This is a genomic window from Vibrio sp. 10N.286.49.C3, from assembly GCF_041469545.1.
GTDB classification, from domain to species: Bacteria; Pseudomonadota; Gammaproteobacteria; order Enterobacterales; family Vibrionaceae; genus Vibrio; species Vibrio tasmaniensis_A.
The window spans coordinates 358,224-373,835 of sequence record NZ_JBFRKT010000008.1 but is presented as its reverse complement, the minus strand read 5'-3'; the positions used below and the strand labels follow the sequence as shown (position 1 = coordinate 373,835).

Sequence of the window (15,612 nt, the reverse complement as noted above, 5' to 3'; positions counted from 1 at the left end):
TGAATTACGCAACAAAGCCCCTCAATCCATTAGAGAATTAATGGCGACAAAGTGGCGGTAGACACTGTAAACGACCGTTATTTAGCTGTTTTATTCGTAAAAAAGGCGACAATTTTCACTGTCGCCTTTTGCTATTTAGAGCCTAATTTTTCTATTCCCAATCAAGGAAAACCTTGCCAGAAAGCCCCCTACGTATAGCATCGAAGCCAGCTTGGAAATCATCAATTTTAAAGTGATGAGGTAATGATTGGTGATAGGTCTAACCCTGATTGAATCAAACTTGCCACTATATGCGAAATAAAAAATAACCAATAAATATCAATTAGTTAAATTATTTATAAATTAAATATGGCTACAGAGTGGCGATAAAAAAGGCAACAGTTTTACCTGTTGCCTTCTAACATTCAAAACTGGTAGTAACCTACTCCCAGTCTAAAATTACTTTACCTGACATACCAGAGCGCATCATGTCGAAGCCTTTCTGGAAGTCGTCCACTTTGTAGTGGTGAGTAATGATTGGTGTTAGATCTAGGCCTGATTGAATCAAAGAAGCCATCTTGTACCAAGTTTCGAACATCTCACGCCCATAGATACCTTTAATAACCAAACCTTTAAAGATTACTTGGTTCCAATCTACTGCCATGTCTGATGGTGGAATACCTAGTAGAGAGATCTTACCGCCGTGGTTCATGTTAGTCAGCATGCTGTTGAACGCAGATGGGTTACCAGACATTTCTAGGCCTACATCGAAGCCTTCAGTCATGCCAAGATCAGACATTACGTCTTCAAGCTTCTCTTCCATTACGTTTACTGCGCGAGTTACACCCATTTGACGAGCAAGGTCTAGGCGGTATTCGTTTACGTCAGTGATTACAACGTGACGAGCACCAACGTGCTTAGCAACAGCAGCAGCCATGATACCGATTGGACCAGCACCAGTGATTAGCACGTCTTCGCCTACTAGGTCGAAAGAAAGCGCTGTGTGTACTGCGTTACCAAACGGGTCAAAGATTGATGCTAGATCGTCAGAGATTTCTGCAGGGATCTTAAATGCGTTGAACGCAGGGATCACAAGGAACTCAGAGAACGCACCAGTGCGGTTTACACCAACACCTGTAGTGTTACGACAAAGGTGAGTACGGCCGCCACGACAGTTACGACAGTGACCACATGTGATGTGGCCTTCACCAGATACACGGTCGCCGATTTCAAAACCACGGACTTCTTGGCCAATGCCAACAACTTCACCCACGTATTCGTGACCTACTACCATAGGTACTGGGATTGTGTTTTGTGACCACTCATCCCAGTTGTAGATATGTACGTCAGTACCACAAATTGCGGTTTTCTTAATACGGATAAGAAGATCATTATGACCCATTTCAGGTTTTTCAACCTCGGTCATCCAGATGCCTTCTTCAGGCTTAAGCTTAGAAAGTGCTTTAATTTTCATAATGTTATCCAGTTCATCTCGCCTAACTGTAAGGCGAGAATCAAAAATCTATATGTTCTATTGGGTGTTATTCTATCTAATCAAAGGATGCACAAGGCACCCCTTTAAAATTAGATGATAGCCATGTCTTTACCAACTTGGATGAACGCATCGATTGCACGATCCAGTTGCTCACGAGAGTGTGCAGCAGACATTTGCGTACGGATTCGAGCTTGGCCTTTTGGTACAACTGGGAAAGAGAAACCTACCACGTAGATGCCTTTCTCTAGTGCGCGCTCTGCGAATTCAGCCGCTACTTTTGCATCACCCAGCATGATTGGGATGATTGCGTGGTCAGCACCGCCCATGGTGAAACCAGCTGCTTCCATGCGAGTACGGAAGTGAGCAGAGTTTTCCCATAGTTGAGTACGTAGGTCGCCAGATTCCGCTAGAAGATCTAGAACACGGATAGACGCAGATACGATTGCAGGTGCAACAGAGTTAGAGAATAGGTATGGACGAGAACGCTGACGTAGCCAGTCGATCACTTCTTTCTTACCAGAAGTGTAACCGCCTGAAGCACCACCCATTGCTTTACCAAGCGTACCTGTGATGATATCGATACGGTCAACAACATTGTGGAACTCGTGAGTACCCGCACCGTTTTCACCCATGAAGCCAACTGCGTGAGAGTCATCAACCATCACTAGTGCGCCATACTTGTCAGCAAGGTCACAGATAGCAGGAAGGTTAGCGACTACGCCGTCCATTGAGAACACACCGTCAGTTACGATAAGCGTGTGACGAGCACCCGCTTCTTTAGCTGCGATAAGTTGTTGCTCTAGCTCTTCCACGTTGTTGTTCGAGTAACGGAAGCGCATTGCTTTACATAGACGAACACCATCAATGATAGATGCGTGGTTTAGAGCATCAGAAATAATTGCGTCTTCTTTGCCTAGGATCGTTTCGAATAGGCCAGCGTTTGCATCAAAACAAGATGTGTAAAGGATAGTGTCTTCTTTACCAAGGAACGTAGATAACTTTTGCTCTAGTTCTTTGTGAGAGTCTTGAGTACCACAGATGAAACGAACAGAAGCCATACCAAAACCGTGTTGATCCATGCCGTCTTTAGCAGCTTCGATAAGGTCAGGGTGGTTAGCAAGGCCTAAGTAGTTGTTTGCACAGAAGTTTAGTACTTCTTCACCAGTCGAGATAGAAACCGCTGCTTTTTGAGCAGAAGTGATAATGCGCTCAGACTTGTAAAGACCTTCTTCTTTAACTTCTTCGATTTGAGTTTGAATCTGTTGGTAAAATGCAGAAGACATTGTCTATTCCTTCCTAATTATTATTCAGCAGCATCGCGCGCCGCATTATGTAGGGGATGTAAACGATTTCAATTCGATCATTTACACTGTAAAACTTATACCCCTATTCTAGTTGAACATCCCCTTCTCGATTATCCCTTTAGTTGGAAAAACATTAATGAATCGCAGGCACGAATAATGGTTCATCCCAGTGACACAGGGCACATAAACGCGTCTTACCTGCTCTTTTTAACGTCAAATCCCCTTCCGTTTGTGTCTAATTTCACTTTCATATCAGATCTCTATTTTTCATCTCAGAACGATATGGTGATGATTATCCGCTTCTCTTAGAATGTGCATCAGCAACTCCGCTATACAGATGAAAATCGATGAGATGAAAAGCAAAACACGCCAAGCAATCAGAGCAATCACGCCAAGTGATTGATGAAATTGATTCACAAATCAGAAGAGATCACTCACAATTGTCAATAAGCTCACCGTTGCAACTAGCCCTACTGGACACTTATGATTAACCCAAAACTCATCGCCCTACTTCCCGATCTCGCCTCGTTTATCTTAGTTGTGAATGAAGGTAGCTTTACCGCTGCAGCAAAGCAGTTAGGGGTGACACCCTCAGCGTTGAGTAAATTGATCACACGTCTAGAAAAAGCGCTCTCAGTAAAGCTGTTCGAGCGAACCACTCGTACATTGATCATCACACAAGCAGGCCAGTTGGTATACGATCAAAGCGTGGTCATGATTAATGCGGCACAACAAGCGGTTGAGCTGTCTACCTCTGACCATACTGAACCTGCAGGCTCTATAACAGTAGCGGCGCCAGAGGCGTTCTTGAACTCCGTGCTGCAGCCTTTCGTTGTTCCATTCTTAAATCAGTACCCTGAGATTCAACTCAAGTTAAGAGCCGCCGATGGCGACATCGACATATTGCGCCAAGGCATCGATATTGCCTTTCGCCTTACCGACAAACCTGACGAGAGTTTGGTATTGAAAGAACTCGGAAAAACAAACCTCGTGTTATGTGCGAGCCCCGACTATTTAGATGCAAAAGGAATCCCTCACCACCCTACCGAGCTTTCTGAGCACGACTGCTTATACCTTGCAGAAACAGATAAAGACCACATTTGGGACTTCCTTAAAGATGATGAGTTTTATACAGTCCCCGTCAGCGGACGTTACGCTGTGAACCACTCTCAGATGCGATTGAAAGGTGTTAAAGAAGGGCTTGGCGTGGGTATTTTCCATGACTTCGTGATTCAAGATGCATTGGCTGAAGGTTCTGTAGTGCAAGTACTGGAAGATTGGACCATCAAGAGTAATTACCATGGCGCTATCGCGATGCAGTTTGCTCAAACCAAGTACATGCCTGCTCGACTGCGTGTATTCATTGATTACGCGATGGAGCACTTGGGTGACAAGCTGGCAGGAGAAATAAACTGATGCTGAAAGGAATACACCACGCCGCCATTATTTGCTCAGACTACGAAGTCTCTAAGCGTTTTTATACGGAAGTTTTAAAGCTTGAAGTGATTGCGGAGAATTATCGTGAAGCACGTCAGTCGTATAAGCTCGACTTGGCACTGCCTAATGGCGCTCAAATAGAATTATTCAGCTTCCCTGACGCACCTGAAAGACCAAGCTTTCCGGAAGCTCAAGGGCTGAGACATTTGGCCTTTTGTGTTGATGACATTCAACATGTCAAAAGCTACTTGGAAGAACAAGGCATTGAAGTCGAACCGATTCGAGTTGATGAATTTACGGGGAAATCATTTACGTTTTTCGCAGACCCAGACGGCCTGCCGCTTGAGCTTTATCAGATCTAAAGCTGTATCAGATCTAAAGCTTTATCAGATCTAGAGCAGTATCTAGTCTAAAGTCTTCCTCACAGAAGAAGAGCTCATCTGATTAATAAAACGGACCTTCTCAAGTCGAGAAAGTCCGTTTGCATGTCAATTAACTCAACGCGGTCTTGAATTTCTCAACTCGTGAAAACAGTAACCAATCCAATAGCATTGCAGTCACAATCGTCGCACCCGCGAGTGGAAACAATATCGAAATAACAACCACAGTCACCAAGCCTGCTTTCCATAAGCCTGCATCACCAAACTTCGGTGGCGTTCCCAGCTTTCTTTGGCCTGAAGGTCTGCGCATCCACCACATGATTCCACCAGTCACCGACACCACAATGAATGACAAACAGAACGACGTGTTTATAAGCTTGTTGATGATGCTGATGTCACCTTGGTGTAGAGAAATACCAACAGCTAAAGTTTTGGCGAATAAATTGTAATCTTGCCACGTCACCTCTCCTAGAATGCGCCCTGAATATTGGTCGAGGTGAGTTGTGCGATCTTGGGTTGGGTCGATGATATCGCCTCCCATAGTATTGGCGGCCACGGTGTAAACACCCGTTTCTGAACGCGGGAAATTGACTTTATATTGCGTAAAACCAAGAGATTGAGCTTTTGCTATCACATCATCAATCGAGAAATCACTCGTAGATAATACATGCTGAGAATGATCCTCACCCATCTTAGAATGATCATGAGCTTCAGACGCTTCTTCTACTTGGTGGACGTGTTCGGCTGGCTTATCTTGAGACAAAGGCAGTGGAGTTTGCTCTAGGTTCCAAGGCATTTCTTCTTCAGACCCGTGATTTAAAGAAGCATGCGTTTCGTTAGACAGAGGAATGTCGTCCCACATTTGAGCAGGAAACGTACTCCATGCTTGCACTAGCTTACCGCCCCAAAAACCTGTCCATGATAATCCCGATAGAATAAATAACAGAAGAATGAATGACAGTGTTCCACCGATATTCGCATGCAGATCACGCATTAAAATACGCGTTCCTGAACCAAATCGAAGCTTAAGAAAACCAGCGCGGCTCGCGTTATCTCGAGGAAGCCATAAGTAAATGCCACTGATGAGTAACAGAATAGACAAGCTTATTGCGACTTCAATTAGGTAATCCCCCCAATCACCAATCAACAAAGTGCCGTGAATGTCATTCGCCAGTTGATACAGACTGTCGCTGCGGGGGATTTCTCCTACCACTTCGCCAGTATATTGATTCACCGTGGCGAAAACGGACGTGCCATCTTCAAGTGATACAGAAAATCGGTTCGCAAGATCAGGGACTTTACTCGGTACAAATTGTGTCACCGTACCTTGTGGGTATTGATTTTGTACCGCAGCTAATTGTTGTGACACCTTGATCGGTTCGCCCGATGCAACAATTTCAATCGCGTCTTGATGGAAAGCAAGTTCGATTTCATCGTCAAACAGCATCACCAAACCAGTCATACTCAACATCAACATAAATGGGATAACGAATAGCCCGGCATAGAAGTGCCAGCGCCAAGTGAGGAAGTAGAGAGTTTTATTGCGGTCTTTGTTTTTTATATTGGTTTTCGAACCGGTTGTTGCACTGCTTGTATACTGCGAAGTCGCTTGTGCTTTCGCGAAGCTTTGAGATTCATTTCTCAACATTATTATTTCCTTTGACACACGCAAACATACCTTCTGAAAAATCAGAAAGTAATCTGAGCATGTTTAACTTTACTTAATACTTTATTTTTTAATTATTTTAGAGGGTTAGGTTTAAGTAATATCAAAGGGAGGGCCGCGCGGGGCTTGCCTCGTGTAGCGTTCGCTTAGAGCCAAAAAAGCGTAGCTGTCTGAGACAATAGAACTCAATCGAGTTGTCAGTAGTGTTGTTGGAAGTTCGTCTTGGTGGAACGTGGAAAAATGGCTAAAGGGACACGGCTTTCCTTTATGAGTACTAGGTTCACCTTCTTCAATTTGAACCAGTTCAAAGCCATTGATCGTACATAACGACGCCCATACTCCCGCACTATTACCATGAGCATTGATAACAGGCATTAATGTCACTAGCGCCCAGCTTAATGCTGTAGCAAGTAACATGGAGAAGTTGAACGAGGTTCGGCGCATTATTCCAAATCTTTATAAATTTCCCTTATTATGAGGGACTTGGAATATAGGTAAACGTAAAGATTAACAGCAAGTTAAAAAATTGAAGCTAACGCACACTCTTTTTAGTTAAAAACTGGTTACAACCAAAGAGCCAAAAGAATGTTACGCGTCTATTAGCAGTAAAATGTCTAGAAAAATAGCAGTAAACTGTTTAGAGAAACGACAATAAAAAACGCCGCCTTACACCTTCCCCTAAAGAGGGTTATGTAAGACAGCGTTTTAGAAATCGAATCTTGAGGTTTTGCTCTTTGTTACGTATCTAGCAAACTCAATTGATTGGCAAATTAACCGAAGATCTTGCTCCAAATGCTTGGATTACGCTTCTCATGGTACTCTTCACGAAGGCCGTCAATAGTACGAAGTTCCTGCTGTGCCGACTCTAAGTCACCTTGGTCTAGCTTCTGCTCAATGCTATCCAATGATGCACTGATCTTTTTGAACCCTTCCATGAAGTTGTCTTCTTTCTCGACTGGGTAAACACCCGTTTTCAGCTCTGCCACTAGCGTATCTAAACGAACGATAGGCTTTTGCATCTCTTCAATGCTTTGAGCTTCTGCCGCTTGTTTGAACGCAAGCTTCATTTCTTGCATGTTTTTCTTAAGGTCTACATTAGCAAAAGCGTTGCCAGACAATAGTGAAGCAGCGATTAAGCCAGATAAAAGGATTGAGCGAGTTTTCATTGTTTCTCCAGGTGAAGCGATGTCTTTGAAGATAGCGCCATCGTTATTGTGGCACTTCGACTTTATTATTTTCGGCTAGTGTATACAAAAATCCGTCGGGCACAAAAATTGATTGTGTCGAAATGCAAACTAGCTAGCTAATTACTGACAAGTACCGGGCAAACCATCACTCAAATACCGAAAACTCGGTAATCGATTGACGACCACGTAATGCCAAAAAGGCTAAGAATTGCTGTGGTGAATGAGTGACCACTTTATTCGAATCCACACCTACTTTGTCTAACAATGCAGCGACTAAGTCCAAGCCACCGACATCTACGCAGAAATGCGCATCGCTACCTGTGGTAATAAACGCACCTTTCGCTTTCGCTATTCTTGCAATCTCATAACAGCGGTCAACACTGCCAACTCGGCTATTGCCTTTGAGTGTGGTGTTGTTGATTTCAATCGCTACGTTATGTTCCGCCGCACATTGAATCACAGCTTCAAAATCGAAATCAAAATTAGGGTTTCCTAAGTGACCAAGTGCATCAATTCGACCACCTTTAATCACATTCAACAATGCTTCTGTATGGGTAGTGACATCCGATGGGCGAAATACTGGCTCATGAAAACTCGCGATCACCCAATCCAAGTTCTTATCCACACTCGGATGAATGTCGATTTCACCCTGTGTGTTCATGATGTTTGACTCGACACCTCGAATAATTGCGACATCTTCAATAAAACGAGGGAGCACACGCTGATTGCTGAAGAACCAATAATGTGGCGCGCCCGGCATTGATTCTGAATGGTCAGTAGTACAAAACATGGCTAAACCGTTTTGCTTCGCCGATTTCGCGTTTTCGATCAGCGTGCTGTAAGCATGGCCACTTGCGTATGTGTGGGTGTGGGTATCTACTTTGAGTTCCATGAATCAATGCTCTCTTCGCTTGGTCAAAAAACGTTTTTCAGAAAGTAACTCTGAGCCTCTTTCTGGAAAGAAGTGCCTGCACCTTTTTCTGAAAAGGAGTGCTTCTGAAAAGGAATGCTTAATGGCAACAATTCGACCAGTTTATCAGCTGAAAGTGACAATTAGCACCTAAACATAAGGGTTTATTGTGAGTTCATTTACACAGCACGATAATACGTGGCTAACCAGACGACACTAACGCTTTTCTTATCTAAGTAAAATCGAACATACTCGGTAATTACGCCAATTTTTTGCAACCTACCCAAGTTCGTCAATACTTAAACCAGTCTACAAACTGGAGTGTTAGATGAGAAGAAGACGATATCCGCTGAGTATCCACATCACTAGCCTTTTCTTAATTTTGACCACTCTTGTCGGTACCGTACTGATTTCGATAAGTTATCGGCACTCTCAAGAACTGCTTTTAGGCACCGTGCGCGAAGTCAGTAATGAGCATCGCGATAAGCTGGAATCGGTATTTAAACAAGCTATTGCCCCAGTCATCACAACCTTAAACGTGATGGCAGTGAGCCCGTTTGTTGCTCATCAAACCTCCTCCGTCGAAAAAGAATCTTGGCTTGCTTCGGTCGATATCATCTTCAAACAAAATACCAATTTAGTCGCTCTGTTCTATGGCTCTGAAGATGGCGATTTCCGAATCTTTCGTCCTCTGAGTTCCATTAAACAGAGAGCCGATAACAACGCTCCCGCCAAAGCGACCATGATGGTCAGCAGCACCAATCTAGATGGTGAAAACTTTATTACCTTTCTCGATGGCGCACACCAAGTGATCAGTACCCGACAAGCCGAGAGTAAGTTCAACCCCACTACTCGACCTTGGTTTCGTAACGCAAAGCCTGACGGCTCAATACAACTCTCAGAGCCCTACCTGTTCTATTTCTTGCAAACCAATGGCATTACGCTTTCTAGACGTTCATTGGATGGCAAGCATGTCGTTGGTGCCGACTTCACGTTGAAATCTCTCTCTTCCCAGATCAGTGAATTGGCCTACTCTCCGCAAACCCGGCTCGCCTTGTTCGATCAACATTTCAATCTTCTCGGCCAACATCAACTTGATCTATCGATTCCCAAGCTTACCTCCCAGCCTAACAACACAAGTAAAACTGAGAAAACGAATAACCAAACGACGGGGAAACTCTCTGGCAGTGAGCAAGACCAAAGCTTCTTTAATGTGCCCAAACGTGAACAGTTGGAAGCATTGAAAGCATCCGTCATAGCACCACTTATCTCCGACGAGGAGAAATTAAACCTCAACCTAAAAAACGTTGAATACAACCTAAACACGTGGGCATTAACACTAACGCCTGTTGAGCTCACTCAGAATGTCACTTTATATTTGGCAGAGGCTACGCCACACAATGAGTTGCTCTCTGATCTTATCTCGATGCGTGACAAGCAAGTCGCCGTCGCGATTGGGATGTTGTTCATCTGCTTCGCTATCGTATGGTTTGTCGCCAATCGTTTGTCTCAGCCGCTTAATACGCTGATGCAACTCACCGACAACATCGCACGATTTGACTTCAGGCGAACTCATTATCCCAAAAGCATGATTCAAGAAGTGGCTAACCTCGCCCACTCAATTGAGCTGATGGAACACACACTTCATGATCTTATTACGCTACTTCGCGACACGGCAGGTAATCAGGAGTTTTCGATCTTAGCTAAGAATATTGCTCATCAAAGCTATTTAATTACCAAAGCAGAAACCATCGTCCTCTTCACTCAATCAAAAGAGAAAGATGTGTTTGATACGGCCGCGAACCTCGCTATTTTGCCCTTTAAGGCCGACATCAACGACTTCATCAAGCACACCCCTTGGTTGCTGTGCCAGCTTAAATCTGGAGAAACCATCCACTTAAACCGAGAAGACAATGTTCTCAACTATTACCAAGATTCGATCTTCAATTCAGATCTGTACCTGTTTCCACTATTAAACCGTGAGAAGTTGTTGGTGGGTATCGTCGCAATTGGCTATGAAAGACCGATTACCAAGATGCAGGCAGACAAGCACGCCTTCTTACGAGAACTGCTCAGTTTTGCGGAAATAGCCAAAGACAACATCGACCAAATGCAGCAACAGAAAGACATGCTTAATGCCTTTATCGAGTTGATTGCATCAGCGATTGATACCAAATCACCTTACACGGGCGGGCACTGCCAACGAGTACCTGAACTCACCAAATGGCTCACCCAAGCAACCATTGATGATGACCGTTATTACCCGCAATTCTCATTGGATAGTAAACAGTGGGAAGAGTTAATGCTCGCCGCTTGGCTTCATGACTGCGGCAAGGTAACCACACCTGAGTATGTCGTAGACAAAGCGACAAAACTTGAAACCATTTACGACCGAATCCACGAAGTGCGAATGCGTTTCGAACTGTTAAAACAACAGGCTGAAACCGACTACTGGAAAGCCATAGCGAACGGAGCGCTTCAAGAGGATCAGCTTAAGATCCTCGAACAAAGCTTGTCAGAGTTGGATGAAGAATTTACCTTCGTTGCTGAGTGCAACCTTGGTGGAGAGTCGATGACGGACGAACAACTAGAACGCTTAGACCGAATAGCCAAGCGCCAGTGGAAACGAACACTCGACGATCAGCTAGGGTTATCTTGGTCTGAAAAAGCGAGATTTAACACGCAGCAAGATCCGGCTGAAAAAGATGAAATTGAGCCAAGAATCAAAGACCAAACGCTGCCCGTGATGGAGCCACTACTTGCTGATAAACCCGAACATAAAATACCTTGGGATAATGGCTTTAACCCAGCCAACGTGTGGCAAGAAGCGTTTGTACTCAAACCTGGTGAAGTCAAGTACAACCAAGGTGAATTGCACAATTTGAAAGTACGTCGCGGTACCTTAAACGACGAAGAACGCTTCATGATAAACGACCATATCATTCAAACCTTCACCATGCTCAACAAGCTCCCTTACCCATCTTATCTCAAGAACATTCCTGACATTGCCAGCGGACACCACGAACGTATCGATGGCAAGGGTTACCCGAGAGGCTTAAACGAAGACCAGTTACCTTTACCGTCTAGAGCGATGGCAATAGCCGATGTATTCGAAGCGCTCACCTCCAGTGATCGCCCGTATAAGAAAGGAAAACTCCTAAGCGAATCACTCAACATCATGACCGACATGGCCACCAGCGGTCATATCGATCCAAAACTGTATTTGCTGTTTTTAGAAAACAAAATCTATGACAAATACGCTGAGCGATTCCTAGAGACTAAACAGCGTTGCGAGATTGAACCAAACGAACACATCGACCGAGTAAAAGAGTACATTCGTTCAATGTTCTAGGCTTTTGTCTGTAACCTTCAGCCACAATGTTTAGCTTTTAACGGCAGAGTCCAAAACCGCAGCATCTGCTGCAGTCGCAAAAGCCACAGCAGCTCGAGGTGTTTGCTTGGCTTTTGCTTTGCTGTGTCTTTTAGCCAATAGAGTATTGGTTATGCTCGCCACGACGATCAAATTGATGCCGATTAACTGCTGAGTTGAAAACACATCATCAAAGAACAAGCTCTGCCATAACGCGCTGAACAACATATTAGTAAAAATTAGCGGTGCCAACTGAGAACCGCTGTCTGCCAACTTGTACGCTTTCGAGCGGAAGATTTGCGTGTTAATAGTAAATAGAGCCAATCCAAAAGCGCCAAGCCCAATCCAGCGTAAGCCTTCAAAAGATAGCAGAGCCGAAAAGGTTCCATTGCCTGCAGCACTCTCAAGCATATCTGGATCCGCAGATACTGAAGTAAACACAACCATTGGTATCACAAAGATTGCCGCGACCAAGAACGTCCACGCGTTAAGCTCTGCGGGTGTCAGGCTAGTCTTGGATGCTCGATACAAACTCACTTGTGAACCTGAATTAAACACACCCGCCAATAACCCTAGCAATAGCGCAGGTCTAAAGAACTCCGAACCAAACTCAAACTGCGACCAATCCCCAGCCATCATCACTACGCCGACAAAGGTGACAACTAAACAAATCACTGTGGTTGTATGAATCTTGGTTCCAAACATTAATTTTTCTAACAAAGGAATAAACAGAGGGCCTGTACTAAACAACACCACACCTTCAACCAGCGTTAGCGTTTGCAAAGACGTAAGAAAACACCACTGGCATGCCACCATAAAAATCGCACGCATCACTAAAGGTTTCCACATATCGAGTGAAGGTTTCGTGATTTTGTAAAACATCAAAAATAAGAATAAAAACAGGCTGGGTAACAAAAATCGCACAAAACTCAAAAATGAAACGGGCATTGATACCGATAGATACTTGGCCATTAAGCCACTTAAAGACAAACTGAACGTCGACAACAACATGAAAGCCGTCGCCTTGGTAATATCAGACATAATTATCACCTCCTATGACACCTATTTTAGAGGCGTGACGTGATGAAAAATAGCGAGTATTATTAACCACAACTGTAAGGAAAGCTTACCAATGAAGAAACTCGTTCCACTTAAATCCGTTTATGCTTTCATTGCTGTCGCCGAAACAGGCAGCATGACCGAAGCCGCTCGCGTGTTGTACGTCAGTCATTCAGCGGTAAGCCAAGCGATAAAATCATTGGAGCAACTTGTCAACAAACCGCTGTTCCAACGTGTAGGCCGTCGTGTTGTGCTGAATGCCGCAGGTAAGCGATATTATCGAAAAGTCGCGCCCGCACTGGAGCAGGTAATAGAAGCCACCGAAGAACTCGCCAAAACGCCTAACGACCACCGCATCACTCTCAACATGGTGAACTCACTCGCCATGCACTGGTGGATCCCGCGAGTCTCGGAATTCCAAAGCTTTGCTCCCTCTCTTGATATTCGCATATCCACGTTAACGGGCACTTTCGACATAGAGCAGGAAGGTGTCGACATCGCGCTCGTGCACGGCAAACCGAGCGAGTGGGACCGATATTACAGCGAAAAACTCGGTGACGATGATCTGGTATTGGTGTGCAGCCCTGCACTATTGAAAAACCAAATGGGATTGAGCGTTGAACAACTGGTGAAACAAAATCCAACCATTGGTGTCTTCAACCCAAGAAGACAGCATGACTGGCAAGTGTGGTGCGATCATTACCAAATACCCATGCCGACGTTCCACAGTAACTTGACGTTCGATGTCTCGATTCAAGCCGTACAAGCTGCCATTCGTTCGCTTGGTGTATTAGTCACTCACCGCTTGTTTGTGAAAGATGACATCAGCCATGGCATGTTGGTCGAAATTAGTGAGCCAGTGGCTAACCCCCATCAAGATTTCTATTTCGTTTGTCCAAAAAACAAATTAAAACAAGAAAGTGTGCTAAAACTGAGAACATGGTTGAGGCATGAATTCACTCGCTCAGAGACAAAACTCAGCAAGTAACTAATCATCAAATAACTAATCAACTAGTAACAACTCATCTAGTAACAACTCATCTAGTAACCAATCATCTAGTAACAACTTATCTAACTTACAGAGGCCACTATGATTATTACCACCACACAATCTGTCGAAGGCAAACGCATTGTCGATTACAAAGGGGTTATCGCCGGAGAAGCCATTCTAGGGGTTAACGTATTCAAGGATATGTTTTCAGGTATTCGAGACTTCGTCGGTGGACGTTCTGGCACCTATGAAAAGGAACTGGAGAAAGCACGTAACTACGCATTCAAAGAGCTAGAGCAGAAAGCGATTGAAGCGGGTGCAAACGCAGTTGTTGGTGTCGATATCGATTATGAAGTCTTAGGAACAGGTAATGGCATGTTGATGGTATCAGCCAGCGGAACAGCGGTTGTCGTCGCTTAATCGAATCTGAAATCATGTGATTCAATAAATGCTTATTCCAACGTTCGGTTTGTTTATCACCAGAAGGTTGGAATAAGGATAAGCCGTGGCTGAAGTGAATTTAACTCGTTCTGCCTTCTTGCTCAGAGATGATCTCATCAAAAGAGGCAATTCGAGCGAGGAACGTCCCCTTGTCTTTCGGTAATATAGAGCTTGCCAAAGGCAGGTCAGCCTTCATCGCGTCGACCGCCCTTCCACGTACCAACACTTCAAAATGTAAGTGAGGCCCTGTTAAACGGCCTGTTGCACCCGACAACGCAATTTCCTGCCCACGCTTAATCTGTTGCCCTTTCTTAACCAAGAATCGACTCAAATGCAGATAACGAGTTTTGTAAACACTGTTATGTTCTATCACTATGTATTTCCCTGCGTATGGATGGTCACGAAGTGCCACAACCCTACCGTCTCCCGTTGAATAAACGGGTGAACCCACAGGTGTGGCGAAATCAGTACCATTATGCGGCGATACACGTCCAGTCACAGGATGCTTTCGGAATGGGTTGAATGATGAAGTGATTCTTCGGAATTGTTTGTCTATTGGGTATCGATTGAAAGCTTGCTCAAGGCTATTCCCTTCTCGGTCATAGAAACGTCCATCCGCAGCAAGAAAAGCCGCCACTTCCCTATTTCGTAGCTTGATAGAGACCCCTTGCACTTCAGTCTTACCCGTTAAGTGATCTTCCATGTATTGCTCTTTAACCAAAACATTAAAGCTGTCGCCAGCTCTGAGATCTTTGGAGAAGTTAATTTTATCTTTCAGCGTTCGAGTGATATTGGCTATCTGGGCACTGGTTAAACCGGCCTTGTAAGCTGACGTGGAAAAACTACCCTGCACCGCACCTGCGTACAGCTTTTCTTTCCATTCCCCAGGAGTCTCGATGAACTGATAACTAAAACTACCGTCATCATTTTCTGTGTAAACAGCCTGCTCAACCAAGCTCTCATGGTAAATCAATTCGACTAGCTGCTTAGAGTCACTATCCAACAACAACTCTAGATGATCACCAGGCTTGATCGTGTCCAGTTTCAGTGATTCTAGATCGGCCTCAAGTATCTTTTGAGCCGTTCCGTAAGGGAGTTTCCAAGAGGTAAATACATTACTGAGTGTATCCCCAACTTTGACAAAATAATGAACTCTTACCAGAGAACTTGACTCAACGTCTGAACTCGATGGCTTCTCATCAGCCGAAACCACACCTTGGTAAGGTGTAATTTTGATAGCGATGTCTTCTGGTGGTTCAGGAGAAAGAGAAAGATATAAAGCAAGTGAAAATGCGCTGATAGCAGTAACAATCAGGCCAGTGCGGAGGAACTTCATAAAAATACTTAACGGTTATCACAATGAACTTTTCAAATGTTATAACATAACAATTGA

Annotated in this window: 13 protein-coding genes and 1 pseudogene; 5 read left to right on the top strand and 9 right to left on the bottom strand. The window is 44.3% G+C overall.

Annotated elements, in window-relative coordinates; translation table 11 throughout:
• Positions 1-151: 151 nt before the first annotated feature.
• The 3 genes and pseudogenes from AB4180_RS04575 to AB4180_RS04565 all read right to left on the bottom strand — a co-directional run.
• Positions 152-287: pseudogene (locus AB4180_RS04575) on the bottom strand (L-threonine 3-dehydrogenase); the annotation flags it as partial.
• A gap of 134 nt (positions 288-421) precedes the next feature.
• Positions 422-1,453, bottom strand: a complete 1,032-nt coding sequence (tdh, locus tag AB4180_RS04570; RefSeq protein ID WP_009845596.1) for an L-threonine 3-dehydrogenase — start codon at positions 1,451-1,453, stop codon at positions 422-424.
• 110 nt (positions 1,454-1,563) lie between these two features.
• Entirely contained in the window at positions 1,564-2,757 is a 1,194-nt protein-coding gene (locus AB4180_RS04565; RefSeq protein ID WP_102249335.1) for a glycine C-acetyltransferase, read from the bottom strand.
• 504 nt (positions 2,758-3,261) lie between these two features.
• Here AB4180_RS04565 and AB4180_RS04560 point away from each other — a divergent pair.
• Positions 3,262-4,194, top strand: a complete 933-nt coding sequence (locus AB4180_RS04560) for a LysR family transcriptional regulator (RefSeq protein ID WP_004730200.1) — start codon at positions 3,262-3,264, stop codon at positions 4,192-4,194.
• On the top strand, positions 4,194-4,577 hold the full coding sequence (locus AB4180_RS04555; RefSeq protein ID WP_009845599.1) for a VOC family protein: 384 nt from the start codon (positions 4,194-4,196) through the stop codon (positions 4,575-4,577). The genes AB4180_RS04560 and AB4180_RS04555 overlap by 1 nt, the downstream gene beginning before the upstream one ends.
• A 130-nt stretch (positions 4,578-4,707) precedes the next feature.
• On the opposite strand, the gene AB4180_RS04550 is transcribed toward AB4180_RS04555, so the two are convergent.
• From AB4180_RS04550 to AB4180_RS04535, 4 genes are all read right to left on the bottom strand, one after another.
• Positions 4,708-6,243 (bottom strand): PepSY domain-containing protein, encoded by a 1,536-nt coding sequence (locus AB4180_RS04550; protein WP_102249336.1) that lies wholly within the window; start codon positions 6,241-6,243, stop codon positions 4,708-4,710.
• Positions 6,244-6,354: 111 nt separating this feature from the next.
• Complete coding sequence (locus AB4180_RS04545; RefSeq protein WP_102249337.1) at positions 6,355-6,705, bottom strand: hypothetical protein; 351 nt, start codon at positions 6,703-6,705, stop codon at positions 6,355-6,357.
• Between the two features lie 326 nt (positions 6,706-7,031).
• Positions 7,032-7,427 carry a cytochrome b562 gene (locus AB4180_RS04540; protein ID WP_065678204.1) on the bottom strand — a complete coding sequence of 132 codons (396 nt, stop codon included), beginning with the start codon at positions 7,425-7,427 and terminating at the stop codon, positions 7,032-7,034.
• Positions 7,428-7,593: 166 nt separating this feature from the next.
• The gene (locus AB4180_RS04535) at positions 7,594-8,340 is read right to left on the bottom strand and encodes a phosphatase (protein ID WP_102249338.1); all 747 of its coding nucleotides are present in this window, start codon (positions 8,338-8,340) and stop codon (positions 7,594-7,596) included.
• A 346-nt stretch (positions 8,341-8,686) separates the two neighbouring features.
• Here AB4180_RS04535 and AB4180_RS04530 point away from each other — a divergent pair, with 346 nt between their 5' ends.
• Positions 8,687-11,710 (top strand): HD domain-containing phosphohydrolase, encoded by a 3,024-nt coding sequence (locus AB4180_RS04530; protein WP_102249339.1) that lies wholly within the window; start codon positions 8,687-8,689, stop codon positions 11,708-11,710.
• Positions 11,711-11,740: 30 nt separating this feature from the next.
• Here AB4180_RS04530 and AB4180_RS04525 read toward each other — a convergent pair whose 3' ends face one another.
• Positions 11,741-12,769, bottom strand: a complete 1,029-nt coding sequence (locus AB4180_RS04525) for a DMT family transporter (protein WP_102249340.1) — start codon at positions 12,767-12,769, stop codon at positions 11,741-11,743.
• A gap of 91 nt (positions 12,770-12,860) precedes the next feature.
• Between AB4180_RS04525 and AB4180_RS04520 the strand changes: the two genes are divergently transcribed.
• Complete coding sequence (locus AB4180_RS04520; RefSeq protein ID WP_017100645.1) at positions 12,861-13,775, top strand: LysR substrate-binding domain-containing protein; 915 nt, start codon at positions 12,861-12,863, stop codon at positions 13,773-13,775.
• Positions 13,776-13,877: 102 nt separating this feature from the next.
• Complete coding sequence (locus AB4180_RS04515; RefSeq protein ID WP_004730185.1) at positions 13,878-14,198, top strand: heavy metal-binding domain-containing protein; 321 nt, start codon at positions 13,878-13,880, stop codon at positions 14,196-14,198.
• A gap of 100 nt (positions 14,199-14,298) precedes the next feature.
• Here AB4180_RS04515 and AB4180_RS04510 read toward each other — a convergent pair whose 3' ends face one another.
• Positions 14,299-15,555 carry a peptidoglycan DD-metalloendopeptidase family protein gene (locus AB4180_RS04510; RefSeq protein WP_009845607.1) on the bottom strand — a complete coding sequence of 419 codons (1,257 nt, stop codon included), beginning with the start codon at positions 15,553-15,555 and terminating at the stop codon, positions 14,299-14,301.
• Positions 15,556-15,612 lie beyond the last annotated feature (57 nt).

Bases quoted from the DNA above. Each gene is read 5' to 3' on its own strand.
- AB4180_RS04555 (WP_009845599.1), top strand. From the start codon at position 4,194: ATGCTGAAAGGAATACACCACGCCGCCATTATTTGCTCAGACTACGAA.
- AB4180_RS04540 (WP_065678204.1), bottom strand. From the start codon at position 7,427: ATGAAAACTCGCTCAATCCTTTTATCTGGCTTAATCGCTGCTTCACTA.
- AB4180_RS04565 (WP_102249335.1), bottom strand. From the start codon at position 2,757: ATGTCTTCTGCATTTTACCAACAGATTCAAACTCAAATCGAAGAAGTT.
- AB4180_RS04545 (WP_102249337.1), bottom strand. From the start codon at position 6,705: ATGCGCCGAACCTCGTTCAACTTCTCCATGTTACTTGCTACAGCATTA.
- AB4180_RS04530 (WP_102249339.1), top strand. From the start codon at position 8,687: ATGAGAAGAAGACGATATCCGCTGAGTATCCACATCACTAGCCTTTTC.
- AB4180_RS04510 (WP_009845607.1), bottom strand. From the start codon at position 15,555: ATGAAGTTCCTCCGCACTGGCCTGATTGTTACTGCTATCAGCGCATTT.
- AB4180_RS04550 (WP_102249336.1), bottom strand. From the start codon at position 6,243: ATGTTGAGAAATGAATCTCAAAGCTTCGCGAAAGCACAAGCGACTTCG.
- AB4180_RS04520 (WP_017100645.1), top strand. From the start codon at position 12,861: ATGAAGAAACTCGTTCCACTTAAATCCGTTTATGCTTTCATTGCTGTC.
- tdh (WP_009845596.1), bottom strand. From the start codon at position 1,453: ATGAAAATTAAAGCACTTTCTAAGCTTAAGCCTGAAGAAGGCATCTGG.
- AB4180_RS04525 (WP_102249340.1), bottom strand. From the start codon at position 12,769: ATGTCTGATATTACCAAGGCGACGGCTTTCATGTTGTTGTCGACGTTC.
- AB4180_RS04535 (WP_102249338.1), bottom strand. From the start codon at position 8,340: ATGGAACTCAAAGTAGATACCCACACCCACACATACGCAAGTGGCCAT.
- AB4180_RS04560 (WP_004730200.1), top strand. From the start codon at position 3,262: ATGATTAACCCAAAACTCATCGCCCTACTTCCCGATCTCGCCTCGTTT.
- AB4180_RS04515 (WP_004730185.1), top strand. From the start codon at position 13,878: ATGATTATTACCACCACACAATCTGTCGAAGGCAAACGCATTGTCGAT.